Below are 23,430 nucleotides of genomic sequence, written 5' to 3'. Positions count from 1 at the left end.
CAACGGCGCAGCCCGGCGGCAGCAGGTCAGGCAAGGGCACGAGGCGCATGGACTTCCGCTCCCGCCGCCAGCCCGGCCAGGTGCCGCACCAATGCGGCGAGCACCGCAGCCTCCTGCTGCCGGATGAAGAAATGGCCGCCGTCGAACCAGTCGAGCGTGAAGCCGGCCCGCGAGGTCTCGCCGGACCAGGCCTCCATGCGCCAGGGCTCGATGTCGTCCTGCCGGCCGGAAAAGGCATGCAGCGGCACGGGCAGCGGCGCATTGCCGGCGTGCATGAAGCTCCCGCACACGCGGTAGTCGGCGGCCAGGGTGTCCAGCGTCATGCGCAGCAGCTCGGGACTGTCGAAGAGCTCTTCGGGCGTTCCGCCCTGCTTGCGCAGATCGCCGACGAGGGCCTCGTCGTCGTTCATGTCGACGAAGCGGTCGGGGTCGCGCTGCGAAGGCGCGGCGCTGCCGGACACGAGCAGCGCGCGCGGCAACGGCCGGCCATCGGCGCGAAGGCGCTGCGCCATGCCCCACGCCAGCAGGGCGCCCATGCTGTGGCCGAAGAGCGCGAAGTTGCCGCGCAGCGCGGCATCGTGCTCGGTGCACAGGAGCGAGACCAGCGATTCGAAGTCTTCGACGAAATCCTCGCCCAGGCGGCTGCCGCGGCCGGGCAACTCCATCGGCACGACCTCGATCCAGCGCGGCAGCAGCCGCCGCCAGCGCAGGTACATGGTGGCGCTGGCGCCCGCGCAGGGCAGGCACAAAAGGGAAAGGGGCGCCTGCATTCGCTCTTCTTCGGATGGCTTCAGGCAGCGGCAGGAGCGTTCTTGTTCTCCTGCTGCGCCATCCAGTCGCGCAGCGACCTGGGGCGCATGTCGGTCCAGGTCTTCTCGACGTATTCGAGCACGGTCTTCTTGTCGCCCTGGACGCCTTCGACGGCCTTCCAGCCGCCGGGCACGGCCTTCCATTGCGGCCAGATCGAGTATTGCTCTTCGTGGTTGACGAGAACGATGAAGGTCTCGTCCTCACGGTCGAAGCAGCTGGTAGACATGTGCGGTCCTCTTGGGGTTGTTGAGATCGGCGGGCAAGGAGGCTTCGCACGGCTCGGCCGGCCACGCGGCGAGGCGAAGGCGCCTTCCCTTGCGATACATGACGGGGCGGGAGGCCGCGTGTTTAGGGTCTGGCGACACTCTTTGCGCGGGGCGCGCGCACGCGGGCGCGGCCGCGGGGGCCGCGGCGCGAGAAAGGAAAGGGAGAACGAAAGCCGCGGCTAGCGCGCGGCGGAATCGTCAGTGCCGTCGTCGGGCTCGGGAACGTCGTTGACGGGCGGAACGAGGCCCACGAGCAGCCAGAGGCGGGCCGCCTCGTCGTAGGTCTTGCGGTGAAGAGGATCCGCGGCGAGCCATTGCGCGAGCTCCTTGCCCGCCGCTTCGCCGAGGCCGCCGCGCTCGTGCTGGCGGCGCACCCAGGTCCATGCAATCTGCCAGACCGGGTCGTGATCCTTGTCCTGCTTTGTCATCGGCCACATCGTATCGCCGATGGGGAGGCGGAAAAATCAGCCGCCCTGGACGAGGTAGCGGCAGCTTTCGAGGGCGGCGTCGGCGTCCTTGATCATGAAGTTCACCAGCGTGGCGGAGCAGCCGAGGCGCACGCCGATCTCGCGCTGGGTCATGCCGCTCAGGCGGTTGAGCTCGAAGGCCAGGCGGGTGCGCGCAGGCAGCGCCTCGAGCACGCGGTCGATCGCAGCCAGCGCCTGGCGGCCGTCGAGCACGCGGTCGGGCGCGTCGTTGCTCAGCGGGCTGACGAGCTCGACGTCTTCACAGTAAGTGCGGTAGCTGGCCTCGACGGAATTGTGGCGGTGGTAGTCGAAGGCCACGTTGCGCACCACCTGGCAGCAGTAACCGAGCGGCTTGCGCACGTCGCGCACGGAAGCGCCGTCGGCGAGCTTGAGGTAGGCGTCCTGCAGCACTTCGTCGGCGAGGTCCGCGGTGCGGACAATTTTTTGCGCGACGCGCTGGAGCTGGGCACGGTTTGCGATGAAGACCTCTCCCAGCGTGAGCTCGGCTGGCTGAAGCGACATGTCCATGGGTACTCCTGAAGTATTCAATTCGATATAATGCAAATAAGAACTATTACCATCTTTGGACAAAAGAAGGCCCGCTCTCGCAGTTGCTCCTCCCCTTATCTCTTACCCCTTAAGACGTTTGAACGGCCGAAAGCGAGACAGCCCATTGCCCGCCGGGCCGGTCGGCGGCGCCACCTAAAATGCCGCCCCTACCCCGATTGCGCACCCATGAACATCGTCGTCAACGAAGAACTCAAAGCCTATATCGACCCCATGACACCGGAGGAACACGAGGCGCTGGAGCGGAGCATCCTGGCCGAGGGTTGCCGCGACGCACTGGTGCTGTGGGGTGACGTGCTGGTGGACGGCCACAACCGCTACGGCATCTGCCAGAAGCACGGCCTGCCGTTCAAGACGGTGCAGAACCCGCGCTTCAAGACCATCGAGGACGTGCACCTCTGGATGATCGACCAGCACCTCGGCCGGCGCAGCATCTCGGACTATCTGCGCGGCGTGCTCGCGCTGAGAAAGAAGGACATCGTCGACCAGCAGCGCAGCCGCTCGGTCGAGGCAGCCGAACCCGCGTCCTCTTCGTCGGACGACCCTCCGTTCGATGTCGATCCGCCTGCGGACGCGACGCCCGACGACGCTGCGGCCGCCGTCCCCCTGCCGCCGCCTGCGCCGCTCAACAGCCGCGAAGCCATCGCCAAGGCGGCGCGCCTGAGCAGCAGTCAGGTCGGGATGATCGAGAAGATCCAGAAGCAGGCCGCGCCGGAACTGGTGGCCGCAGTGAAGTCGGGCGTGATTTCGATCAACACCGCGGCGGCCGTGGCCACACTGCCGGCCGAAGAGCAGGTTTCTGCCGCGAACGCGGGCAAGGACGAACTCAAACAGGCCGCGAAACGGGTGCGCGAGTCGAAGAAAAAGCCTCGTGCGGAGTCCGCCGAGGCATCTTCGGACGACGAAGCCAGCCTGGACACAGTGCAAGCGCTGCAGCAGCGCGTGGCCGAACTCACGGCCGAGAATGAATCACTGCGCAGGCAGGTCGCCGAACTGCAGGCCCAGCTCGGTCGCTGAGCCCGCAGCCGGCTGGTAAGGGCAACTCCTACGGCTGGATCTCGCTGATCTTCGCGCCCGACAGCGAGACGCCCGCTTCCAGCCCCACGTTCGTCATCACGAAGCCCACCACGGGCTGGCGCAGCGTGTTCGTGTCGATGCTGCCGTTGGCGCCGATGGTCGCGAGCGCCACCGTGGCGTCGGCACCGGCCGTCCAGCCCTTGCTGCTGCGGAACTTGTCGAGCGCGGCCTGGGTGTTGAACAGATAGATCACGGCCTTCGACTGCGCGCCTGCCTGGAATCCCACGGACCCGGCGGTGGTGCTGTAGTAGGACTGCGTGCGCCCGTTCACGCGCAGCGCACCCCGGCCGTATTCAGCCCCTACGCCCATGCTGGCCCCCACCACGGCAGGAAACACCAGCACGCCGCTGGACTTGGCGACAAGCTCGCGCGAGCCCTTCACGGAGTCGTACAGCTTGGACAGGGCTGCATCCGTCTGCGCATCGATGGAAGCGCGCGAAGACGCGCTGCTGGCCTGGTCCTGCGGCCGCGTGGTCGTGCACCCGACGAAGGCCAGGCTGCACGCCGCGAAGAGGGACGAAAGCGCCAGCGCCCGCAAGTTGATGGCTTCTTTTTTCATGACGGTTTTCATGACGGAATCCTTCCTTTGAAAAGAACATGGATCGGCAATGAGATCTCTGCCCGAAGGCAGATTCGTCCATGCTAAGACCGTCGAAACCGGGCAAATCGAGTTGAAGGCATCGGCCTACGCGAGATCACGGCATCGGCGAACCGGAACGGGCCGCGGCCGCCGCGCAATGTTCGTGCAATGCTGGTTCGTAGCATCGCGGCACTGGTGCGGACGGCTGCGCATGGCCGTCCGCGATGTGGCATCCGAACCGACATCGCGTACTCCTCATGACATTCGACCTCGCCGCAAGGCTGCCGCGCCAACCGCGCGCAGGCAGCGTCCGCCGACCTGAACTACCGGACGCGCTGCGCGGCTTCGCGCTGTTCGTCATGCCGATGCTCGGTTTGCTCGGCGCCTCGATGCTTGATGTCGTCGCGTCATCGATTGCATTGCTCTCGTTGCTCGTCGCCATGAGTTTCGGAATACGTGCGGGTCAGCCTGGAAAGAAGCTCGCAGCCGTGCGTCTGCTCGCTCGCCGAATGCTGCTGGAATCTATCGCCTACAGGCATCTGTGGGTTCGGTTGCTGATGGCCGCCCTCGTCTTCAGCTTCGTCGCGGCTACTGTGCTCCAGCAGACCGCACTGATCGCACTGGGTCTGCTCCTCTTCGCAATGTCCGCCTTTGCGCTGCTCTTCCAGCAGCCGCGCTGGCGGCAATGGCTGCGCAAGCTCGCGCCGATGGGACGGATGACGCTGGCGAACTGGCTGGCGCAGGTGCTGGTTGCAACGGCCTTGTTCTACGCGCTCGAGCCTCGCTTTGGGCTCCTGCTGGGCGTTGCAATGCCCTTCGCAGCGTTCCCGGTGCTGCAGGCGGTGCTCAGCTGCCGGTTGTTGGCGCGCGGTCGCATGCGCCCTGTCGAGTCGACGTCGCACGACTTGCCGCAGCCGGCGTGAGAGAGGCATCTGAGCGGGCAGGCCAGCTAAGCGCGACCTGCCCTTGCACTCACCGTCCGCCTGTCAAGGCAGAGCCGTGATGCGGTCCGTCGCCGGCGGAGTCAGCGGGCTGTTCGCCTTGATGTAGGCCTCCAGCGCATCCACGTCCTGGTCGCCGCCCAGCGTGTCGGTGCCCTGGTTGAAGACGGTGAAGTTGTCGCCGCCGGTGGCCAGGAAGCTGTTCATGGTCACGCGGTAGCTGGTGCCATCGGTCATCGCCGTGCCGTTGAGCGACATGTTGGTGATGCGCGATCCAGCCGGCTGCGACAGGTTGTAGCTGTAGCTGAAGCCCTTGGAAGGCAGCAGCACCTTGGGCTTGTCCACGGTGTTTGCCCCCGTACCGGTGCCGCTGTTGAACTGCTGCTCGAGCAGCGCCCTGACCTGTGCGCCGGTCATGGTCTTCACCACGAGGCTGTTGCCAAAGGGCTGCACAGCGAAGATCTGGCCGTAGGTCACACTGCCGTCGCCGGCAGGTGCAAGATCGGCACGCACACCGCCCGGGTTCATGAAGGCAACCTGCGCGGCGCCCTTGCCGGCAGGGCTGGTTGCGGCGAGCTGTGCGTCGGCGATCAGGTCGCCCAGCACGTGTTCCTTCGACGCGGTTTGCGCGCGCGTGGCCGTCGTTGTGAGCGTACCCACCACGCGCTGCGCCAGCGGGCCCGCGACGGTGAGGTACTGGCTGATCAGTGCAGCAACTTCCTGGTTCTTGCCGAAGACAGGGTATTGGTCGGTCAACGCAACCGTCGTTGTGCTGGAGGTGTATGCCTCGCCCTGCACGATCACGTTGTCCGCGCTCTTGGCCGTTACCTTGCGCGTCTTCGTGTCGATGGTGAGGTTGATATCCGTCAGCAGCGTGCCGTACTGGCCCGCGCTGGTTAGCAGGAAGGGCTTGGCCGGATTGGTCTTGCCGTAGTCACAAACGTACGCTCGGTGCGTGTGACCAGAGATCACCACGTCAACCGCCGTGTCCAGCTTGTTGAGGATCGACAGAATGTCGCCGTTCAGGCCGGCGCAACTCTTGTCGTTGTAGCCCACGTCAGTTGTGCCGCCTTCGTGAATCACGACGACGATGGCGTCCGCCCCCTGCGACTTCAGTTGCGGAATCAACGCATTGGCCGTGTCGGCCTCATCCTTGAAGCTCAAGCCGGCGACGCCGGCCGGCGTCACGATGTTCGGCGTGCCCTTCAGCGTCATGCCGATGAAGGCCACCTTCACCGTGGCGCCGTCTTTCGTGAAGCTCTTCATGCCGGTGGCGGGGAACAGCGTTTTGCCGTCGCTCTTCACCGTGTTGGCCGCGAGGAATCCGAAGTTGGCACCCGGGAAGCTCTTGTTCACGCGGCAGGGCTCGAGCGCGGTGTTCTTCGCGCAGCCGCCGTTCTTCATGCGCAGCAGCTCGGTCTGGCCCTTGTCGAACTCGTGGTTGCCGACCGCGTTGAAGTCGATCTTCATCGCGTTGACGGCTTCGATGGTCGACTCATCGAGGAAGAGCGCCGAGACCAGCGGCGAGGCGCCGATCATGTCGCCCGCCGACACGACAGCATTGTTCGGGTTCTTGGCCTTCAGCGAAGCGATGGCCGAGGCCATGTAGGCGGCACCGCCGGCAGGCACCGGCACCGTGCCGCCAGCCTTGGCGGGCGCGGTGATCGACAGCTTCGGCGGTTCGAGGTTGCCGTGCAGGTCGTTGAAAGCGATGAGCTTCACGTCGATGGTGCCCGGCACTGCAGGTGCTGGCGCCGGTGCCGGCGCCGGCGGATTGGTGGCCGCGGGAGGCGGCACGAAAGGAATGGAATTGTTCGAACTGCCGCCGCAGGCGGTCAGGGCGGCGGCTACCACGCCGGCGACGGCGAAGTGCTTCAACGATGGATGCATGGGGACCTCTCTCCTTGTTTGGAATGCAGCGGATGCTGGGCACCGCACATGACGAGGCCATGAAGGCCCCATCGCATCGCAAGGAGATCGGTTGCCGTCTCAGGGCAGCTGGACCAGGCGGATCGCAACGCTTGGGCCGAAGGCGGCCTGCAGGAGCGCCTTCGCCTGCACGCTGCGCTCGTCGGTCAGCGACTGCACGGCGAGCCAGCCTTCTGTCTGCCGGCGCTGCAGGTGCCAGCCTTCCTGTCCGAGGAGGATGAGCCGGGCGAGCGCCGCGGGGTCTGCCACCGGCAGAGCGGCGGGCGTGATGTCGAGCCAGTCGGTCACCTGTTCGCTCTCGCCGCCCAGGCGCGCAGCGGCGCCTTCCGCAAGTGCGTGCTGCGTGGCCGCGTCCCGCACCGTGCCCTGAAGCACGATGCCGCCGCCGTGCCAGCGGATCTCCAGAGAAGGGGCGGCCTCGGCATTGGCCGTGCGGGCCTGCGCCTCGCCATCACCAGCCAGGCGCCACGCAACGCCCGCCGCCAGGACGGCAAGGCAGGCCATCGACACCACCACAAGAATCCTGATGTGCTGCGTCATTCGAGGCGCGAGCGTGCCACGCAGCACGTGACGCCGGTATGACGACCGCCCGTCGCCGGCCGACAGCCATTCGACCTACACGGATAAGCGCGTGCCGACGCACCCGCGAAGCACCGGATTCCTATACGCTTGAGTTCCGTCCCCCGCATTCCCCAACACCCCGAGGAACGAACATGGCAGCCAATGCGAAAGTCACAGGAAATGTCGAATACCGGGCCGGCGACGGCCCCCTGATCCTCATTCCCCAGGGCCCCATCGAGATCCAGCTGGCGCCCGACAGCGCCGTGCTGAGTTGGGGCGACGGCGGCAGCACGCAGACGACGGCGATACCTATCGCCGAATACCAGCGCTACCTGAACGAGGGCGTGATCCAGCCCGACTGAAGAAGGTGCAATCTGCCGGCGGCAGTTCTGCGCCCGGCAATAAAAAACGGCCCCGAGGGGCCGTTTTTTAATTGGGCATCTTCGGCACATGGCCGGAGTGCCCGCATCACTGCTTCTTACTTCTTCTTGGCGGCCACGGCCTTCTTGGCGGGAGCGGCGGCCTTCTTCGCTGCGGGCTTCGCAGCCACAGCCTTGCTGTCGGCCTTGCGCTTCGCAGCCTTGGGGTCCACGGCGGCCTTGAAGGCTGCGCCCGGCACGAACTTCGGCACCTTCTGTGCGGCGATCTTGATCTTCGTGCCGGCGCTGGGGTTGAAGCCCGAGCGTGCGGCGCGCGCCACTTGCTTGAAAGTGCCGAAGCCGACGATCTGGACGGGGTCACCCTTCTTCACTGCGGCGACGATCGAGCCGGTGACGGTCTCGAGGATGCGCGCGGCTTCTGCCTTGCTGACGTTGTGGGCGGTGACGATTTTTTCGACGAGTTCGATGCGGTTCAACTGAGTTCCTAATAGGTTTGATTTCGCCATGTTGCCTATGGCGGCGCAGCACGAATCAAGCTGCAAGCGGGCCGGAGTTTATTCGACTGCGAGAGCCCAGATGTAACGCGGTCGCTTCGGGCCTTCATTGATGGGCCTTGAATCAGTCTCCAGGCAGGCCTTCTGCCTGCATTGCCGCATGCACTGCGGGACGTTTCGCGACCTCATCCATGTAGCGAACGACCGCAGGCCAGCGGGAAAAATCGAGCCCGGCAAGACGACCGAGACGCAGGATCGGATAGAGGTAGGCATCCGCGATCGTGAAGTGTTCGCCGAAGATGAAAGGCCCTTGTTGCACCAGCAATGCTGTGCGTTCGAATGCCCGAGTGTCGGCGATCAGGCTGTGCTTGTAGCTTGCCGGCACATCGGCATCGAACATCGGCGCGAAGCCCTTGTGCAGTTCGGTAGCAACGAAACTCAAGGCTTCGGCCATGCGATAGCGCGCCATGGTGCCCTCGGGTGGCGCGAGATGCGAAGCCGGTGCGAGGTCGGCCAGGTACTGCAGCACAGCGAGGCCTTCCGTGAGCATCTCGCCGGTGTCGAGTTCGAGCGCGGGCACCTTGCCCATGGGGTTGAACGGCAGATAGCTCTGCCTGGTGTCGTGCAAGTTCTTGGTCTCGAGGTCGACGCGGATCAGCTCCGCTGTCAGGCCAGCCTCTCGCAGCACGATGTGCGAAGACAATGAAGAAGCACCGGGGCTGTAGAAGAGTTTCATGATCGAACGGCTCCTGTCGTGGGTGTTGGTGATTGATGGCAATGCGTACGCCACCAATGGTGGCCACGAGGGGCTCCATGAAAAAGCGGGTTGAGGGCACAAGACTGATGAGCCGGACTCATGAATTGCCGATCTCGGAGGCCGATGCGCGCGTGTTCGTGACCGTGGCCGATGCAGGCAGCTTCACAGCAGCCGCGGCCTTGCATGGGATGACACCATCGGCCGTGAGCAAGGCCGTCGGCCGGCTTGAAGGCGATCTCGGCGTGCAGTTGCTGACGCGCACGACGCGAGCCTTGCATCTGACGGAGGAAGGCAAGGCGTTCCACGAGCGCTGCGCACGAGCTTTCGACCTGCTGGCCGAAGCGGCGGAAGAAGCTGGCGCGGGCACGCGTGCGGTGGCCGGCACGGTCCGCGTGGGATTGCCACCGCTTTTCGGAACCTTCGTTGTCGCACCGCTGCTGCCGGCGCTGCTCGCGCGACATCCCAAGTTGCGCATTGAGCTCGTGTCGACCATGCGGCCGTCCGACATCTTCGATCTGGGTTTGGATGTCGCGATAGCCGTGGGTGCCCTCCCCGATTCGAGTCTCGTGGCTCGACCGCTCGGATACGGCCAGTTCGTCACCGTCGCGGCACCGTCCTGCTTCGCGACAGCACCACGACCATCACGGCCCGAAGATCTTCTTGCGCATCAGTGCCTCGCGTACACGCGACCGGATGGTCGCGAGGAACCATGGAACTTCATGACGCCGGATGGCCCGGCGCAGATCGAGCCCCGAGCCGACTTGCGTTCTGATGACATGCATCACCTCGCGGCGATGACGGTAGCGGAAGTAGGCATCGCGCACCTGCCGTTGTTCGTCGTGAACGAGCACATCGCCGAAGGTCGACTGGAAAGATTGCTGCAGGGCTTCGAGCCTGCGCCGAAGCTTGCATCGCTGGTCTATCCAGCAAGCCGGGCAGTGCCACGCCGCGTGCGCACTTTCATCGACTTCATGCTTTCAAGCGAACAGCAACTCGCAGGCGTGATGCGGCGGGAAGCGAGAGGATCGAACGGCTGAGCGAAAAGGCCGAGAGGAAGGGAGCCAGAAAGTGAAAAGCCCCTGCAGCTTTTGACTGCAGGGGCTTCTGACTGGCGGAGTGGACGGGACTCGAACCCGCGACCCCCGGCGTGACAGGCCGGTATTCTAACCAACTGAACTACCACTCCTGGTAGACAACGTTCGCTCCTTGCGGAACCGAGTGTTGACGACTCGTGCCTGCTTCACCGAAGTGAAACTGGCGACCCTACGGGGATTCGAACCCCGGTAGCCACCGTGAAAGGGTGGTGTCCTAGGCCTCTAGACGATAGGGTCAAAACCTTGGACGTGCTGCGATCAGCATCTCATACCTTCTCGACACTCTGGTGGAGGTAAGCGGGATCGAACCGCTGACCTCTTGCATGCCATGCAAGCGCTCTCCCAGCTGAGCTATACCCCCGTGTGGGTGTCGAGCCTCAGATTATAGCCCGAATTTTCAGGCCTTTTTCAATCGCTCGATAACTTTTTCGCGAGAAAGAATTTCGAGGACTGAATCCAAGGACGGTGTCTGTGAAGTTCCCAACACAAGCACTCGTACTGGCATCGCTAACACCGGCATCTTCAATGCGTGTGTCGCGAGGACTTCCTTGATCATAACTGCGATCGAGGCCTTATCCCACGTGACCGTCATCAATTTTTCGACGAGCGTTGCGATCGCGGGCTTCACTGCATCGGTGATGTGCTGCGCGCGATCGGCTTCGGTCACCGTGATGTCCCCATAGAACGCTGCAGCCCAGTTGGCCAATGCCACCGTGGTGTCGCAACGATCCTTGAAGAGCGCGCAGATCGCGGGCAACCGCTCGTCTGCAACGATGCCGCGCTTTTGCAACTGTGCTGCAACGAGCGGTGCGAGTTCATCGCCGCTCTTCGCCTTGATGTACTGCGCGTTGACCCACGCGAGCTTTGCCGCGTCCCACTGCGCGGGGCTCTTCGACAGGTGCGAACCGTCGAACCAGCTCACCATCTGCTCGCGGGTGAAGAGCTCGTCGTCGCCGTGGCTCCAGCCGAGGCGCGCGAGATAGTTGAGCATCGCTTCGGGCAGATAGCCGTTGTCTTCGTAGGCAGTGACGCTCACTGCGCCACGACGCTTCGACAGCTTCTGTCCGTCGTCGCCAAGAATCACGGGCACGTGGCCGAACTGCGGCAGCGGTGCGCCAAGCGCGCGGAAGATGTTGATCTGCCACGGCGTGTTGTTGATGTGTTCGTCGCCGCGGAACACGTGCGTGATGTTCATGTCCCAGTCGTCGACAACGACCGCGAAGTTGTAGGTCGGCACACCGTCGGGCCGCAGGATGATGAGGTCGTCGATCTCGCGGTTGTTGATCGTGATCTCGCCCTTCACGAGGTCGTTCCACGTGACGTCGCCTTCGGGCGGATTGCAGAAACGCACCACCGGCGGCACGCCTTCGGGCACGGGCGGCAGCACCTTGCCCGGCTCGGGGCGCCAGCGGCGGTCGTACAGCGTCTTCTCGCCGCGCGCGCGTTGCGCCTCGCGCATCTCATCGAGCTCGGCCGGCGTGCAGTAGCAGTGGTAGGCCGTGCCGGCCGCGAGCATCTGCGCGATCACTTCGCGATAGCGTTCCAGGCGCTGCATCTGGTAGATCGGGCCTTCGTCGTATTCGAGGCCGAGCCAGTGCATCGACGCGAGGATCTGGTCCGTCGAGTCCTGCGTGGAACGGGCCACGTCGGTGTCCTCGATGCGCAGCACGAACTCGCCGCCGTAGTGGCGCGCATAGGCCCACGAGTAGAGGGCCGTGCGAGCCGTGCCCAGATGGAGAAAACCCGTGGGGGATGGTGCGATGCGGGTGCGTACTTTGCCGGTCATTTCGTTATCGTGGATTCAGGGTGCTCAGGCCGCGCGCGATGTCGGCCTTGATGTCTTCGACATGTTCGAGGCCAACCGCGAGGCGGATCAGCCCCTGGCCGATGCCTGCAGCCTGGCGCTGCGCCTCGGTCAGGCGGCCGTGCGAGGTGGTGCCGGGGTGCGTGATGATGGTCTTCACGTCGCCGAGGTTGGTGGCGAGGCTCACCACCCGCGTGCTGTTCATGACATGGAAAGCATTGGCGCGCGCCGTCTCGGGCGAGTCGCCGACCACGTCGAACGACACCACCGCGCCGCCCTGCCCCGACTGCTGCTGCATCGCCAGTTCGTGCTGCGCATGCGAAGCGAGCCCGGGGTAATAGACACGCGCAACACCTGGCTGCTTCTCGAGCCACTGCGCGATCTCCATCGCGTTCGAGCAATGCGCCTTCATGCGGATGCCCAGCGTCTCGATGCCCTTGAGCACGACCCACGCGTTGAACGGCGCCAGCGCCATGCCGGCGGTGCGCACGATGGGCCCGAACACATCGACGATGAGCTTCGAAGGACCGCAGATCGCGCCAGCCATCACACGGCCCTGCCCGTCGAGATGCTTGGTACCCGAGTGGATGACGAGGTCGGCACCCAGCGCCGCCGGACGCTGCAGGATCGGCGTGCAGAAACAGTTGTCCACCGCCAGCAGCGCACCCGCCGCATGGGCCACGTCGGCCAGCGCACGGATGTCGCAGACCTCGGTCAGCGGATTGGTCGGCGTCTCTGCAAACAGCAGCCTGGTATTGGGCTTGACCGCCGCGCGCCATTCGGCCACGTCGGTCTGCGACACGAAGGTGGTCTCGACGCCGAACTTGGCGAACTCCTTGCCGAACAGGTTCAGCGTGGAGCCGAACACCGAGCGCGAGCAGACCACATGGTTGCCGGCCTTCAGCAGGCCCATGCACATCATCAGGATCGCGCCCATGCCGGTCGATGCGCCGATGGCCGCTTCGGTGCCTTCGAGCGCTGCGATGCGCTGCTCGAAGCTGGTCACGGTCGGGTTCGAGGTACGCGAGTAGGTGAAGCCCGGCTCGGTGCCGGCGAAGCGGCGCATCGAGGTCTCGGCGTCGGGCTGCACGAAGCCGCTGGTCAGGAAGAGCGCGTCGGAATGCTCGCCGTACTGGCTCGGCGCGAGACCGGTGCGCAGGGCAAGCGTCTCGGGATGCAGCCCGGGCGGCAGTGTTCGTTCTTCGTCGGTCACTTCGTCTGCTCTCACTCGCTGTGATTGGGAAGCGCGAGGCGCGAGGAATCCTCTTCGGTCTCTTCGATGCGCGGACGGTTGCCGTTCATGCGCGAGATGGCGTCGGTGTCGATGTCGCCGGTCACGTACACGCCGTCGAAGCACGATGCGTCGAAGCCGTCGAGCTTGGTGTTGAGCGAGCCGATGGCGCGCTTCATGGCATCGACGTCCTGGTAGATCAGCGCGTCGCAGCCGATCAGTTCGCGAATTTCTTCGATGGTGCGGTCGTGCGCCACCAGTTCGTCCTTGGTCGGCATGTCGATGCCGTAGACGTTGGGGTAGCGCACCGGCGGCGCGGCGCTGGCCAAGTAGACCTTGCGGGCGCCGGCGTCGCGCGCCATCTGCACGATTTCGCGGCTGGTGGTGCCGCGCACGATGGAGTCGTCGACCAGCAGCACGTTGCGGCCCTTGAACTCGCTGCCGATCACGTTGAGCTTCTGGCGCACCGACTTCTTGCGCACGCCCTGCCCCGGCATGATGAAGGTGCGGCCGACATAGCGGTTCTTCACGAAGCCTTCGCGGTACGGCACACCCAGCAGGTGAGCGAGCTGCGTGGCGCTCGGGCGGCTGGATTCGGGAATCGGGATGATCACGTCGATCTGGTTAGGCGGCACAGTCGACACCACGCGCTTGGCCAGCGTCTCGCCGAGGTTCAGGCGCGCCTGGTAGACCGAGATGCCGTCGAGCACCGAGTCCGGACGCGCGAGGTACACGAATTCGAAGATGCAGGGGTTCAGCGTCGGCGCCTCGGCGCACTGCATCGAATGCACATTGCCTTCGAGGTCGATGAACACGGCTTCGCCCGGATTGATGTTGCGCTCGAACACATGCCCCGAGCCTTCCAGCGCGACCGACTCGCTTGCCACCATCACGGTGCCGTCGGCGCTGCGGCCCATGCACAGCGGGCGGATGCCATAGGGGTCGCGGAAGGCGAGCAGGCCGTGGCCGGCGATCAGCGACACCACGGCATACGAGCCGCGAAGGCGCTTGTGCATGTTCTTGACCGCGGCGAACACCTCGGCCGGATGCAGCGGCACGCCGCGCGAGGCGCGCTCCAGCTCGTGGGCCAGCACGTTGAGCAGCACTTCGGAGTCGCTCTCGGTGTTGGTGTGGCGATGGTCGGTGGAGAACAGCTCCGAACGCAGCGCATGCGCGTTGGTCAGGTTGCCGTTGTGCACGAGCACGATGCCGAAGGGCGCGTTCACGTAGAAGGGCTGGGCCTCTTCCTCGCTGTAGGCGTTGCCGGCGGTCGGATAGCGCACCTGGCCCAGGCCCACGCTGCCCGGCAGCGCGCGCATGTTGCGCGTGCGGAACACGTCGCGGACCATGCCCTTGGCCTTGTGCATGAAGAACTTGCGTTCCTGCAGCGTGACGATGCCTGCGGCGTCCTGGCCGCGGTGCTGCAGGAGCAGCAGCGCGTCATAGAGCAGCTGATTGACGGGTGCGTTGCTGACAACGCCGACGATTCCACACATGAACGATTCCTCTCAGGGCAGGTAGCTTGCCAACTTTTCAGGCAGCGAGGGTTTGAGGCCCTGCAATGCCGCATCGAGAACAATGGCGCTGCGCGATTCGTGCCACCAGGCACTGTCGCTCAACACCAGCAAATGGACAACGACGGCGAACACGAGCAGGGCCACCACGCCCCGCGCCGCGCCGAACGCCGCTCCCAGAATCCGGTCCACTGGCCGCAGACCCACGACCGTGATCAACTTGCGCGTGAGCGCGGCCACCAGGCCCACGCCGAACACCACCGCCACGAACACCAGCACGAAGGCCAGCGGATAGCGCCAGGCCCCCTGCGGGTCGCCGAAAGGCAGCCATGCCGCGACGCCCGAAGCCAGCCACTGCGCGGCGATGAAGGCAGCCACCCATCCGATCAGCGAAATAACTTCGAACACCAGCCCGCGCATCAGGCCGAAAAGCATCGACACCCCGATGAGCGCGACGGCAGTCCAGTCGAGCAAGGCCACGGCAACAGCAGGCGACGACTCTTACAACGTGAGGATCGCGGCCGACAAAGACAAGCCCTTGACCTTCTCGGCCGCGCGGTCGGCCTCGGCACGCGAGCTGAAGGGGCCGACACGCACACGCGTGCGTTCGCCGTCTGCCGTCTTGGCCACGTGCACATAGGTCTTGAGACCGGCCTTCTCGAGCTTCTGGCGCACTTCGCGCGCCTTGTCCGCGTCGGCGAAGGCGCCGACCTGCACCACGAAGCGGCCGCCCTCGTCGGCAGCGGCGGGCTTGGCGGCGGTCGCGGTGACGGGCTTGCCCTCGAGCAGCGCGCGGGCGCGGGCGCCGTCGTCCACGGCGGCGGGCTTCGGCTTGGCCTCGGGCTTGGGTTCCGGCTTCGGCTTGGGCTCCGGTTTCGGTTCCGGCTTGTGCTCGGGTTTCGGCTCGGGCTTCGGCTCAGGTTTGGGTTCGGGCTTGGGGTCCGGCTTGCGCTCGGGCGCCGGGGCCGGCGTGGGCGGCACGGACGCCGTAGAGCTGGCAACCGGCTTGCCGGGGTCGATCACGGTGCCGTCGGCGGCCTCCGTGATCATGCCGCTCGAAGACGAGGCGGATGCCACGCGCGAGCTACTGTTGTCAGGCGCGGCCGGCGTGGTGCTGCTGGTGGCCGGCGCCGGCGTTGCGGGAACGGGCAGCGGCTTGACCTTGTTGCGGTCGGGAATCTCGATGGGAATGTCGACCGACACGGGCCGCGGCTGCGTGTCGAACAGCAGAGGAAAGCCGATCACGCCGAGCAGCACCAGCACCGCCGCGCCGAGCAGCCGGTGGCGCGCACGCCGACGCATGGTTTCGACACTTTCCGCCGGGACTGCGGCCGGGGCGCCTCGTCCTTCGTTGCCTTGCGGGCCGCGCGTGCGGAACTTGAAAAACGCCATGAAGTTCGATCCCTGAAGGAGTGCAGCGAGGTGGTGCCAGAAGGTGCCGGAAGGTGCGTAGAGCCCGACGATCAGCCGCCCGGCAACAGGTGTTTGGCTTGCAGCCGGGGGGTGCCGTTTTCGAGTACGCCACCCACGGTGAAGAAAGATCCGAAGACCACGATTCTATCAGCGGGCCCTGCCTGCCCGATGGCCGCGCGCAGCGCCTCCATCGGGCCCGCATGCACGCTGCCGGAGGCGTCGGTGCGCGTGTTCTGCGCCTGCCAGCTGGCCAGCAGCTCGGCCGCCTTGGCAGCGCGCGGCGTGGGCAGGTCGGTGAAGTACCAGCGGTCGATCAGCGGGCCGATGCGCGCGAGGATCGGGGCCAGGTCCTTGTCGGCCATCACGCCGAAAACGCCGTGCGTGGTGGGGTAGAAACCCATCGCGTCGAGGTTCTCGGCCAGCGCGGCCACGGCATGCGCGTTGTGCGCCACGTCGAGCACCAGCGCCGGCTCGCCCGGCACGATCTGGAAGCGGCCCGGCAGCTCGACCATCGCGAGGCCGTTGCGCACCGCCTGCGCCGTGATCGGCAGCTGCGGGCGCAGCGCCTCGAGCGCCGCCAGCACGCCAGCCGCATTGATGAGCTGGTTGGCGCCGCGCAGCGCCGGATAGGCCAGCCCGCTGTAGCGCCGCCCGCGGCCCGACCAGCCCCACTGCTGCTTGTCGCCCGCGACGTTGAAGTCGGTTCCGAAGCGCCAGAGGTCGGCGCCGATCGCATTGGCGTGGTCGACCACGCTCTGCGGGGGCACCGGGTCGCTGACGATGGCGGGCTTGCCCGGGCGCATGATGCCGGCCTTCTCGAAGCCGATGCTCTCGCGGTCGGGGCCGAGGTATTCCATGTGATCGAGGTCGATGCTGGTGATGACCGCGCAGTCGGTGTCGATGATGTTGACCGCGTCGAGCCGGCCACCCAGGCCCACCTCGAGGATCGCCACGTCGGGCTTTTCCACGGTCATGCAGTGCAGGATGCCGAGCGTGGTGAATTCGAAGTAGGTCAGCGGCATCTCGCCGCGCGCCTTTTCCACCAGTTCGAAGCTTGCTATCAGTTTGGAAGCATCGACGGCCTCGCCCTTCAGGCGCAGGCGCTCCTCGAAGCGCACCAGGTGCGGCGAGGTGAACACCGCCGTGCGGTAGCCCGCGTGCGTCAGGATCGATTCGAGCATGGCGCAGGTCGAGCCCTTGCCGTTGGTGCCCGCCACCGTGATGACGGGGCAGCCGAAGCGCAGGCCGAGGCGCTGCGCCATCTCTTTGGCGCGCTCGAGCCCGAGCTCGATGTTCTTGGGATGGAGTTGCTCGGCGCGCGCGAGCCAGTCGTTCAGGGTTTCCATGGAGGCGGGCATTGTCGCCGACCCGTCGGCCGGGGCATCATCGCGGCCATGACAACCCTCTACGGCATTCCGAATTGCGACACCGTCAAGCGCGCCCGCGCCTGGCTCGACGAACACGGCGTTGAATACACCTTCCATGATTTCAAGAAACAGGGCGTGCCCAAGGCCGAGCTCGACCAGTGGCTGAAGAAGCCCGGCTGGGAGGCCCTGGTCAACCGAAAGGGCACCACCTGGCGCAAGCTCGACGACGCCACCCGCGAGGGCGTGACAGACGCCGCTTCCGCCCGCGCCGTGCTGCTGGCCAACCCCAGCCTGATCAAGCGGCCGGTGGTCAACTGGGGCGCCAAAAAGCCCGTTACGACGGGATTCGACGCGGACGCCTGGGCTGTCAACGCCTTGTAAATCCCGGAACCCGACCTGCCACCCGGCGTCGAACCTCTATCCGCAGGAGAGACACACCATGAACAACCGCACTTTTCGCACTCTCGCAGGCATTTCCGTCGCCGGCATGCTGGCCGCCGGCACCGGCCTCGTTCATGCGCAGCAGAACCAGGTGGTCCAGGCCCGGGTGATATCCGCCACTCCGATCCGCGAAACGACCGGCAGCGACGTGAACTACAACGTCACGTACGAATACAACGGCCGCCAGTACACCACCCGCATGAACACCCGGCCCGGCGCGACCATTGCGATCCAGGCCGGCGCTTATGGCGTGACGGGCGTGACGACCTCCCCGGTGGCGCCGCAGCCGCAACTGCAGGCCTACCCGGTCGAAGCCAACAACGGTGGCGGCTACGCCCCGCAATCCGGCGGCTCGCCTTGGGACAGCGTGGTGCCCGAGCCCGGCGTCGTCGTCTCCAGCGCCCCCGCGCCGGTCTACCAGCCGGCCCCTGTGTACACCGCTCCCGTCTACCCCACCCCCGTCTACGTGGAGCCGGCCTACACCTACCCCTATGCGTATCCCTACGCCTACCCGCCCGTGGGCATCTCGCTGAACCTCGGCTATTCGCGCGGCTGGGGTGGCGGCTACTACCGTGGCTACGGCTATCGCGGATGGGGCGGATACCGCGGCGGCTGGCACCGCTGAGCCCCCGGCCGGCGGCCCGCGTCGCCCGAGCCCCTAAAATCGAGGACTTTTCCAACCCTTGACGGGTGCGCCGCAGGTGCGGTGCGTCCTCGATTCGCCGGTCGCCAACCGCCGGTGCCACCCAATGACGACGACTACCGACACTCTGAACAGCGCCGCAGTGGCCACCAAGGCCAATGTGTATTTCGACGGCAAGTGCGTGAGCCACAGCCTCACGCTCGCGGACGGCACCAAGAAATCGGTCGGCGTGATCCTGCCGTCCACCCTCACCTTCAACACCGGCGCTCCCGAGATCATGGAAGGCACCGCCGGCAGCTGCGAATACCAGCTCGCGGGCACCGACGAATGGGTCGCCTCGGGCCCCGGCCAGAAATTCAACGTGCCCGGCAACTCGAGCTTCAAGATCCGCGTGACGGGCGAGCCCTACAGCTACATCTGTCATTTTGGGTAAACCCCCAGGCTTCGCGCACTTCGTGTCGCTTCTCCCACCCCCTTGCAGGGGGCGATACCGGTGGCCCGGCAAAGCCGGTTCCACGGTATCCCGGGCAAAGAGCCGCGCCACGAAAGCCATGAGCCATTGAACCGCGCCAACACCAACGGAACTCCCATCATGTCGACCATCCTCCAAAACGTTCCCGCCGGCCAGAAGGTCGGCATCGCCTTCTCCGGCGGCCTGGACACCAGCGCGGCGCTCCACTGGATGCGCAACAAGGGCGCGATTCCCTTCGCCTACACCGCCAACCTCGGCCAGCCCGACGAGCCCGACTACGACGAGATCCCTCGCAAGGCGATGCTCTACGGCGCCGAGAACGCCCGCCTGATCGACTGCCGCGCGCAGCTGGCCAACGAAGGCATCGCAGCCCTGCAGGCCGGCGCCTTCCACGTGACCACCGCCGGCGTCACCTACTTCAACACCACGCCTCTGGGCCGCGCCGTCACCGGCACGATGCTGGTGTCGGCCATGAAGGAAGACGACGTCCACATCTGGGGCGACGGCAGCACCTACAAGGGCAACGACATCGAGCGCTTCTACCGCTACGGCCTGCTGACCAACCCCGCCCTCAAGATCTACAAGCCCTGGCTCGACCAGGTCTTCATCGACGAGCTGGGCGGCCGCGCCGAGATGTCGGCGTTCATGCAGAAGGCCGGCTTCGCCTACAAGATGTCGGCCGAGAAGGCCTACTCCACCGACTCCAACATGCTCGGAGCCACGCACGAAGCGAAGGACCTGGAGCACCTGAACAGCGGCATCCAGATCGTGCAGCCCATCATGGGCGTGGCCTTCTGGAAGGACGAGGTCGAGGTCAAGCGCGAGACCGTGTCGGTGCGCTTCGAGGAAGGCGTGCCGGTCGCGCTGAACGGTGTGCGCTACTCGAACCTGGTCGAACTGATCCTCGAAGCCAACCGCATCGGCGGACGCCACGGCCTGGGCATGAGCGACCAGATCGAGAACCGCATCATCGAAGCCAAGAGCCGCGGCATCTACGAGGCTCCCGGCCTCGCGCTGCTGTTCATCGCCTACGAGCGCCTGGTCACCGGCATCCACAACGAAGACACCATCGAGCAGTACCGCGACAACGGCCGCAAGCTGGGCCGCCTGCTCTACCAGGGCCGCTGGTTCGACCCGCAGGCCATCATGCTGCGCGAGACGGCACAGCGCTGGGTGGCGCGTGCCATCACCGGCGAGGTGACGGTCGAGCTGCGCCGCGGCAACGACTACTCGATCATGAACACCGAGTCGGCCAACCTCACCTACAAGCCCGAGCGCCTGAGCATGGAAAAGGTCGAAGGCGCGTTCACGCCGCTGGACCGCATCGGCCAGCTGACGATGCGCAACCTGGACATCGCCGACACGCGCGAGAAGCTGGGCATCTACACGCAAGTCGGCCTGCTGTCGCCGAACGAAGGCGCTGCGCTGCCGAAGCTGGCGAACGACGGCGACGCGAGCTGATCGACGGCCATCACGGCCTCCAATGAAAACGGGCCCCTCGGGGCCCGTTTTTCATGGGTGATGCGTGGGCTTCAGTCCCCGCCACCTCCGCCGCAGCCGCCTCCACACCCGCCGCCGCCGTCGGACGAGCCTCCATCACCGGAGCCGCCATCGCCGCCGCTGCTCGACGACTCGCTCCCGCCGAAGCCGCCGGCATCGCCCGAACTGCCACCGTCCGACGATGAATCGCCGAAGCTGGTGCCGCAGTGGGCATCCGAGCCGATGTGCCGCTCGACCGCCCGGCAGTCGGGTATGTAGTGAAAGCCGCCTTCGATCGCGAACTTGATGTCCAGCGCGAACAGCAGCGGCAGCCGCGCGGGCTTGCGCGGATCGATGCTCTCTTCCTTGCAGGCCCAGTACCAGGTGCGGCGCAGGCCGTCGTTGCGCTTGGCGTCCCTGCCAAGCACCTCGGCCGGGCTGTGGTGCAGCATGCCGCCGAAGGCCGCCTTGCACCAGTTCTGGTAGCCCTGCGTGTGCAAGATGAACTCGTGCCAGGCCGTGTCGACCACCTTCGAGGGCATGGCCACGAACTTGCGGTCGCTGCGCAGGTGCGCCATGAAGAACTGGCGCAGGCCGCGCAGCACCAGTTCGGCGTCGCGCCGGCTGAGCTGCGGATGCGCCTGGCACAGCTTGCCGACCAGGAAGGGCGGCAGCCGTGCCTCGCGGATGAACTGGCGCCGCAGACTGGTTTCGAGGAACTTGAGCACCGCCGCGAACAGCAGCGCCACCACGATCACCGCCACCATCGAGCCCCAGCGGCGCGTTCCGAGAACGAGCGCCAGCAGCGCGACCACAGGCACTGCACGGCGGGCCCACACCAGGGCGCCGATGCGGCGGCGGAAATTCAGGTGCAGGAAGTCGAGATCCATGCCGTCAGACCACCACCGGCTCCGGCTCCAGCCGGATGCCGAAGCGCTCGTAAACGCTGGTCTGGATGGCTTTGGCGAGCGTCATCACCTCGCCGCCCGTCACCGGGTTCTCGCGGCCGCCGCGGTTGACCAGCACCAGCGCCTGCCGCTCGTACACGCCGGCATTGCCCACCGACTTGCCCTTCCAGCCGCAGGCGTCGATGAGCCAGCCGGCCGCCAGCTTGATGCTGCCGTCATCCATCGGGTAGTGAACGATCTTCGGGTCGCGCGCGATGATGTCGGCGCACTGCTCGGGCGTGACCGTCGGGTTCTTGAAGAAGCTGCCGGCGTTGCCCAGCACGCGCCAGTCGGGCAGCTTGGCGCGGCGGATGGCGCAGATCCAGTCGAAGATGTCCTGGGCGCTCGGCGTGAAGTTGGAGGTTTCCTCCATCTTGCGCTCGAGGTCGAGATAGCCGACCACTGGTTTCCATGGCTTGGGCAGCCGAAAGCGCACCCGGGTGATCACCGCCCTGCCCGCCAGGCCGAAGTCGTTCGGGCTGCTGCGCGCATGCTTGAAGACCGAATCGCGATAGCCGAAGGCGCACTGGGCCGCGTCGAGGCTGAAGCTGCGGCCGGTTTCCCAGTCGAAGGCGTCCAGCGAATCGAAGCGGTCCTGCAGCTCGACGCCGTAGGCGCCGATGTTCTGCACCGGCGAGCCGCCGACGGTGCCCGGGATCAGCGCCAGGTTTTCCAGCCCCGGATAGCCGTTGCGCACCATCCATTCGACGGCGTCATGCCAGGTTTCGCCGGCACCGGCTTCCACGATCCAGGCGCGGGACGTTTCTTCCAGCAGCCGCAGGCCCTTGATCTCGACCTTCAGCACCAGCGATTTCACGTCGCCCGTCAGCACGATGTTGCTGCCGCCGCCCAGCACGAAACGGGGCGCGTCGCGCCATGCCGGATCGTCGCGCAGCGCGGCCAGATCGGCCTCGCCGGCAATGCGCGCCAGGTGCTGCGCGCGCGCGACGATGCCGAAGCTGTTGTAGGGCTGCAGCGGGACGTTGGACTCCACGATCATGGGAGAATTGTCGCATCTGCACCCGTGAAGAATTCAGGAGAGAGTCCATGCCGTCCTTCGATACCGTCTGCGAACCCAACCTTCCCGAAGTGAAGAACGCAGTCGAGAACACCGCCAAGGAAATCGCCACGCGCTTCGATTTCAAGGGCACGGCCGCCGCCGTCGAGCTCAAGGACAAGGAAATCACGATGATCGGCGACGCCGAGTTCCAGCTCGTCCAGGTCGAAGACATCCTTCGCAACAAGCTCACCAAGCGCAGCGTCGACGTGCGCTTCCTCGACAAGGGCGACGTCCAGAAGATGGGCGGCGACAAGGTCAAGCAGGTCATCAAGATCAAGAACGGCATCGAGAGCGAGCAGGCCAAGAAGATCACCCGCGTCATCAAGGACAGCAAGCTCAAGGTGCAGGCCGCGATCCAGGGCGACGCGGTGCGCATCACCGGCGCCAAGCGCGACGACCTGCAGGCGGCGATGGCACTGATCAAGAAAGACGTGCCCGACATGCCGCTCACTTTCAACAACTTTCGCGACTGAGCGGACACCGCCCCCATGAAAGCCCTCGTCGTCGCAGCGCAGCTCCTGGCTGCCGCCGCCGTGGCGCACGCGGCCGGCTCGGTCACCCTGACCGGCAGCATCGGCAGCCGCGCGATCCTGATCGTGAACGGCAATCCGCCCAAGACCGTGGCGGTCGGCGAGAGCTACCAGGGTGTGAAGCTGATCTCGCTGCAGGCCGAGCAGGCCGTGGTCGAGCTCGAGGGCAAGCGCGTCAACCTGCGCATGGACACGCCGGTGAGCATCGGCGGCGGCGGAGGTGGTGGCGGAGGCGGCGGCAGCCGCATCGTGCTGCCGGCCGACAGCCGCGGGCACTTCATGACGCAGGGCGCCATCAACGGCCGGCCGGTCACCTTCATGCTGGATACGGGCGCGACGGCCATCGCGCTGTCGGCCGACGATGCCCAGCGCATCGGCCTGGACTACAGCAAGGGCCAGCGCGTGCTGATGAACACCGCCAACGGCACCACCACCGGCTACAGGCTGCGCCTGCAGTCGGTGCGCGTGGGCGACGTGGAGGTGTACGACATCGACGCCATCGTCTCGCAGCAGGCCATGCCCTTCGTGCTGCTGGGCAACAGCTTCATCAACCGTTTCTCTATGCGCCGCGACGCGGACCAGATGGTCCTCGAAAAACGCTATTGA

Annotated in this window: 27 protein-coding genes and 3 tRNA genes; 10 read left to right on the top strand and 20 right to left on the bottom strand. The window is 65.9% G+C overall.

All coding sequences use genetic code 11. The annotated features are described in order from the left end of the window. Positions 1-26: 26 nt before the first annotated feature. The 4 genes from AC1VNX_RS11665 to AC1VNX_RS11650 all read right to left on the bottom strand — a co-directional run bounded on the left by AC1VNX_RS11665 (position 27) and on the right by AC1VNX_RS11650 (position 2,071). A complete protein-coding gene (locus AC1VNX_RS11665; RefSeq protein ID WP_483156841.1) occupies positions 27-770 on the bottom strand; it encodes a thioesterase II family protein in 744 nt (247 codons plus the stop codon). Positions 771-790: 20 nt separating this feature from the next. Next, a complete protein-coding gene (locus AC1VNX_RS11660) occupies positions 791-1,036 on the bottom strand; it encodes an MbtH family protein (RefSeq protein ID WP_483156840.1) in 246 nt (81 codons plus the stop codon). A 219-nt stretch (positions 1,037-1,255) separates the two neighbouring features. After that, entirely contained in the window at positions 1,256-1,504 is a 249-nt protein-coding gene (locus AC1VNX_RS11655; RefSeq protein WP_483156839.1) for a FecR/PupR family sigma factor regulator, read from the bottom strand. 36 nt (positions 1,505-1,540) lie between these two features. Further along, positions 1,541-2,071: a sigma-70 family RNA polymerase sigma factor gene (locus tag AC1VNX_RS11650; protein WP_483156838.1), complete on the bottom strand. Its 531-nt coding sequence runs from the start codon at positions 2,069-2,071 to the stop codon at positions 1,541-1,543. Between the two features lie 207 nt (positions 2,072-2,278). Between AC1VNX_RS11650 and AC1VNX_RS11645 the strand changes: the two genes are divergently transcribed. Next, positions 2,279-3,127 carry a plasmid replication/partition related protein gene (locus AC1VNX_RS11645; protein WP_483156837.1) on the top strand — a complete coding sequence of 283 codons (849 nt, stop codon included), beginning with the start codon at positions 2,279-2,281 and terminating at the stop codon, positions 3,125-3,127. A 28-nt stretch (positions 3,128-3,155) separates the two neighbouring features. On the opposite strand, the gene AC1VNX_RS11640 is transcribed toward AC1VNX_RS11645, so the two are convergent. After that, entirely contained in the window at positions 3,156-3,758 is a 603-nt protein-coding gene (locus tag AC1VNX_RS11640; protein ID WP_483156836.1) for a BPSL1445 family SYLF domain-containing lipoprotein, read from the bottom strand. A gap of 266 nt (positions 3,759-4,024) precedes the next feature. Between AC1VNX_RS11640 and AC1VNX_RS11635 the strand changes: the two genes are divergently transcribed. After that, positions 4,025-4,690 (top strand): DUF418 domain-containing protein, encoded by a 666-nt coding sequence (locus AC1VNX_RS11635; protein ID WP_483156835.1) that lies wholly within the window; start codon positions 4,025-4,027, stop codon positions 4,688-4,690. A gap of 63 nt (positions 4,691-4,753) precedes the next feature. Here AC1VNX_RS11635 and AC1VNX_RS11630 read toward each other — a convergent pair whose 3' ends face one another. After that, positions 4,754-6,598, bottom strand: a complete 1,845-nt coding sequence (locus AC1VNX_RS11630) for a bifunctional metallophosphatase/5'-nucleotidase (RefSeq protein WP_483156834.1) — start codon at positions 6,596-6,598, stop codon at positions 4,754-4,756. A 99-nt stretch (positions 6,599-6,697) separates the two neighbouring features. Next, positions 6,698-7,177 carry a hypothetical protein gene (locus AC1VNX_RS11625; RefSeq protein ID WP_483156833.1) on the bottom strand — a complete coding sequence of 160 codons (480 nt, stop codon included), beginning with the start codon at positions 7,175-7,177 and terminating at the stop codon, positions 6,698-6,700. Positions 7,178-7,350: 173 nt separating this feature from the next. Between AC1VNX_RS11625 and AC1VNX_RS11620 the strand changes: the two genes are divergently transcribed. Further along, a complete protein-coding gene (locus tag AC1VNX_RS11620) occupies positions 7,351-7,560 on the top strand; it encodes a hypothetical protein (RefSeq protein WP_483156832.1) in 210 nt (69 codons plus the stop codon). Between the two features lie 116 nt (positions 7,561-7,676). Here AC1VNX_RS11620 and AC1VNX_RS11615 read toward each other — a convergent pair whose 3' ends face one another. Both AC1VNX_RS11615 and gstA read right to left on the bottom strand, forming a co-directional pair. Beyond that, positions 7,677-8,054: an HU family DNA-binding protein gene (locus AC1VNX_RS11615; RefSeq protein WP_130428910.1), complete on the bottom strand. Its 378-nt coding sequence runs from the start codon at positions 8,052-8,054 to the stop codon at positions 7,677-7,679. Positions 8,055-8,196: 142 nt separating this feature from the next. After that, positions 8,197-8,862, bottom strand: coding sequence for a glutathione transferase GstA (gene gstA / locus AC1VNX_RS11610; RefSeq protein WP_483156831.1), 666 nt, complete (start codon positions 8,860-8,862; stop codon positions 8,197-8,199). Positions 8,863-8,885: 23 nt separating this feature from the next. Between gstA and AC1VNX_RS11605 the strand changes: the two genes are divergently transcribed. Next, positions 8,886-9,866, top strand: coding sequence for a LysR family transcriptional regulator (locus AC1VNX_RS11605; RefSeq protein WP_483156830.1), 981 nt, complete (start codon positions 8,886-8,888; stop codon positions 9,864-9,866). Between the two features lie 72 nt (positions 9,867-9,938). On the opposite strand, the gene AC1VNX_RS11600 is transcribed toward AC1VNX_RS11605, so the two are convergent. The 9 genes from AC1VNX_RS11600 to folC all read right to left on the bottom strand — a co-directional run bounded on the left by AC1VNX_RS11600 (position 9,939) and on the right by folC (position 17,243). Beyond that, positions 9,939-10,015: transfer RNA gene (locus AC1VNX_RS11600), tRNA-Asp, on the bottom strand. 69 nt (positions 10,016-10,084) lie between these two features. Next, positions 10,085-10,160 (bottom strand) — tRNA-Glu (locus tag AC1VNX_RS11595). Positions 10,161-10,208: 48 nt separating this feature from the next. After that, a tRNA-Ala gene (locus AC1VNX_RS11590) sits at positions 10,209-10,284 on the bottom strand. 36 nt (positions 10,285-10,320) lie between these two features. Continuing rightward, positions 10,321-11,709 carry a glutamate--tRNA ligase gene (gene gltX / locus AC1VNX_RS11585; protein ID WP_483156829.1) on the bottom strand — a complete coding sequence of 463 codons (1,389 nt, stop codon included), beginning with the start codon at positions 11,707-11,709 and terminating at the stop codon, positions 10,321-10,323. Between the two features lie 4 nt (positions 11,710-11,713). Next, positions 11,714-12,940, bottom strand: a complete 1,227-nt coding sequence (locus AC1VNX_RS11580) for an O-succinylhomoserine sulfhydrylase (RefSeq protein WP_483161934.1) — start codon at positions 12,938-12,940, stop codon at positions 11,714-11,716. Between the two features lie 11 nt (positions 12,941-12,951). After that, positions 12,952-14,454, bottom strand: coding sequence for an amidophosphoribosyltransferase (gene purF / locus AC1VNX_RS11575; RefSeq protein WP_301508605.1), 1,503 nt, complete (start codon positions 14,452-14,454; stop codon positions 12,952-12,954). 12 nt (positions 14,455-14,466) lie between these two features. Continuing rightward, positions 14,467-14,952, bottom strand: coding sequence for a CvpA family protein (locus tag AC1VNX_RS11570; RefSeq protein WP_483156828.1), 486 nt, complete (start codon positions 14,950-14,952; stop codon positions 14,467-14,469). Positions 14,953-14,973: 21 nt separating this feature from the next. Further along, entirely contained in the window at positions 14,974-15,864 is an 891-nt protein-coding gene (locus tag AC1VNX_RS11565; protein WP_483156827.1) for an SPOR domain-containing protein, read from the bottom strand. 71 nt (positions 15,865-15,935) lie between these two features. Beyond that, positions 15,936-17,243: a bifunctional tetrahydrofolate synthase/dihydrofolate synthase gene (folC, locus tag AC1VNX_RS11560; protein WP_483156826.1), complete on the bottom strand. Its 1,308-nt coding sequence runs from the start codon at positions 17,241-17,243 to the stop codon at positions 15,936-15,938. Positions 17,244-17,279: 36 nt separating this feature from the next. On the opposite strand from folC, the gene AC1VNX_RS11555 reads away from it, so the two are divergent. The 4 genes from AC1VNX_RS11555 to argG all read left to right on the top strand — a co-directional run bounded on the left by AC1VNX_RS11555 (position 17,280) and on the right by argG (position 20,269). Then, the gene (locus tag AC1VNX_RS11555; RefSeq protein ID WP_483156825.1) at positions 17,280-17,633 is read left to right on the top strand and encodes an ArsC family reductase; all 354 of its coding nucleotides are present in this window, start codon (positions 17,280-17,282) and stop codon (positions 17,631-17,633) included. A gap of 58 nt (positions 17,634-17,691) precedes the next feature. Beyond that, positions 17,692-18,318 carry a glycine zipper 2TM domain-containing protein gene (locus AC1VNX_RS11550; protein ID WP_483156824.1) on the top strand — a complete coding sequence of 209 codons (627 nt, stop codon included), beginning with the start codon at positions 17,692-17,694 and terminating at the stop codon, positions 18,316-18,318. Between the two features lie 124 nt (positions 18,319-18,442). Further along, the gene (gene ppnP / locus AC1VNX_RS11545; protein WP_483156823.1) at positions 18,443-18,769 is read left to right on the top strand and encodes a pyrimidine/purine nucleoside phosphorylase; all 327 of its coding nucleotides are present in this window, start codon (positions 18,443-18,445) and stop codon (positions 18,767-18,769) included. A gap of 159 nt (positions 18,770-18,928) precedes the next feature. Then, the gene (argG, locus tag AC1VNX_RS11540; protein WP_483156822.1) at positions 18,929-20,269 is read left to right on the top strand and encodes an argininosuccinate synthase; all 1,341 of its coding nucleotides are present in this window, start codon (positions 18,929-18,931) and stop codon (positions 20,267-20,269) included. 71 nt (positions 20,270-20,340) lie between these two features. Here the strand turns inward: argG and AC1VNX_RS11535 are convergent, their stop codons facing one another. Both AC1VNX_RS11535 and murB read right to left on the bottom strand, forming a co-directional pair. Continuing rightward, positions 20,341-21,177 (bottom strand): glycine-rich domain-containing protein, encoded by an 837-nt coding sequence (locus AC1VNX_RS11535; RefSeq protein ID WP_483156821.1) that lies wholly within the window; start codon positions 21,175-21,177, stop codon positions 20,341-20,343. A 4-nt stretch (positions 21,178-21,181) separates the two neighbouring features. Beyond that, entirely contained in the window at positions 21,182-22,234 is a 1,053-nt protein-coding gene (gene murB, locus AC1VNX_RS11530) for a UDP-N-acetylmuramate dehydrogenase (RefSeq protein ID WP_483156820.1), read from the bottom strand. A gap of 47 nt (positions 22,235-22,281) precedes the next feature. Here murB and AC1VNX_RS11525 point away from each other — a divergent pair, with 47 nt between their 5' ends. Continuing rightward, on the top strand, positions 22,282-22,767 hold the full coding sequence (locus AC1VNX_RS11525) for a YajQ family cyclic di-GMP-binding protein (protein ID WP_483156819.1): 486 nt from the start codon (positions 22,282-22,284) through the stop codon (positions 22,765-22,767). Between the two features lie 15 nt (positions 22,768-22,782). Next, on the top strand, positions 22,783-23,430 hold the full coding sequence (locus AC1VNX_RS11520; RefSeq protein ID WP_483156818.1) for a retropepsin-like aspartic protease family protein: 648 nt from the start codon (positions 22,783-22,785) through the stop codon (positions 23,428-23,430).

This window comes from Variovorax sp. TLI9-5A (genome assembly GCF_056867935.1).
Note: the sequence above shows the minus strand (reverse complement) of the source record. Positions and strands in the feature narration are given on the sequence as shown.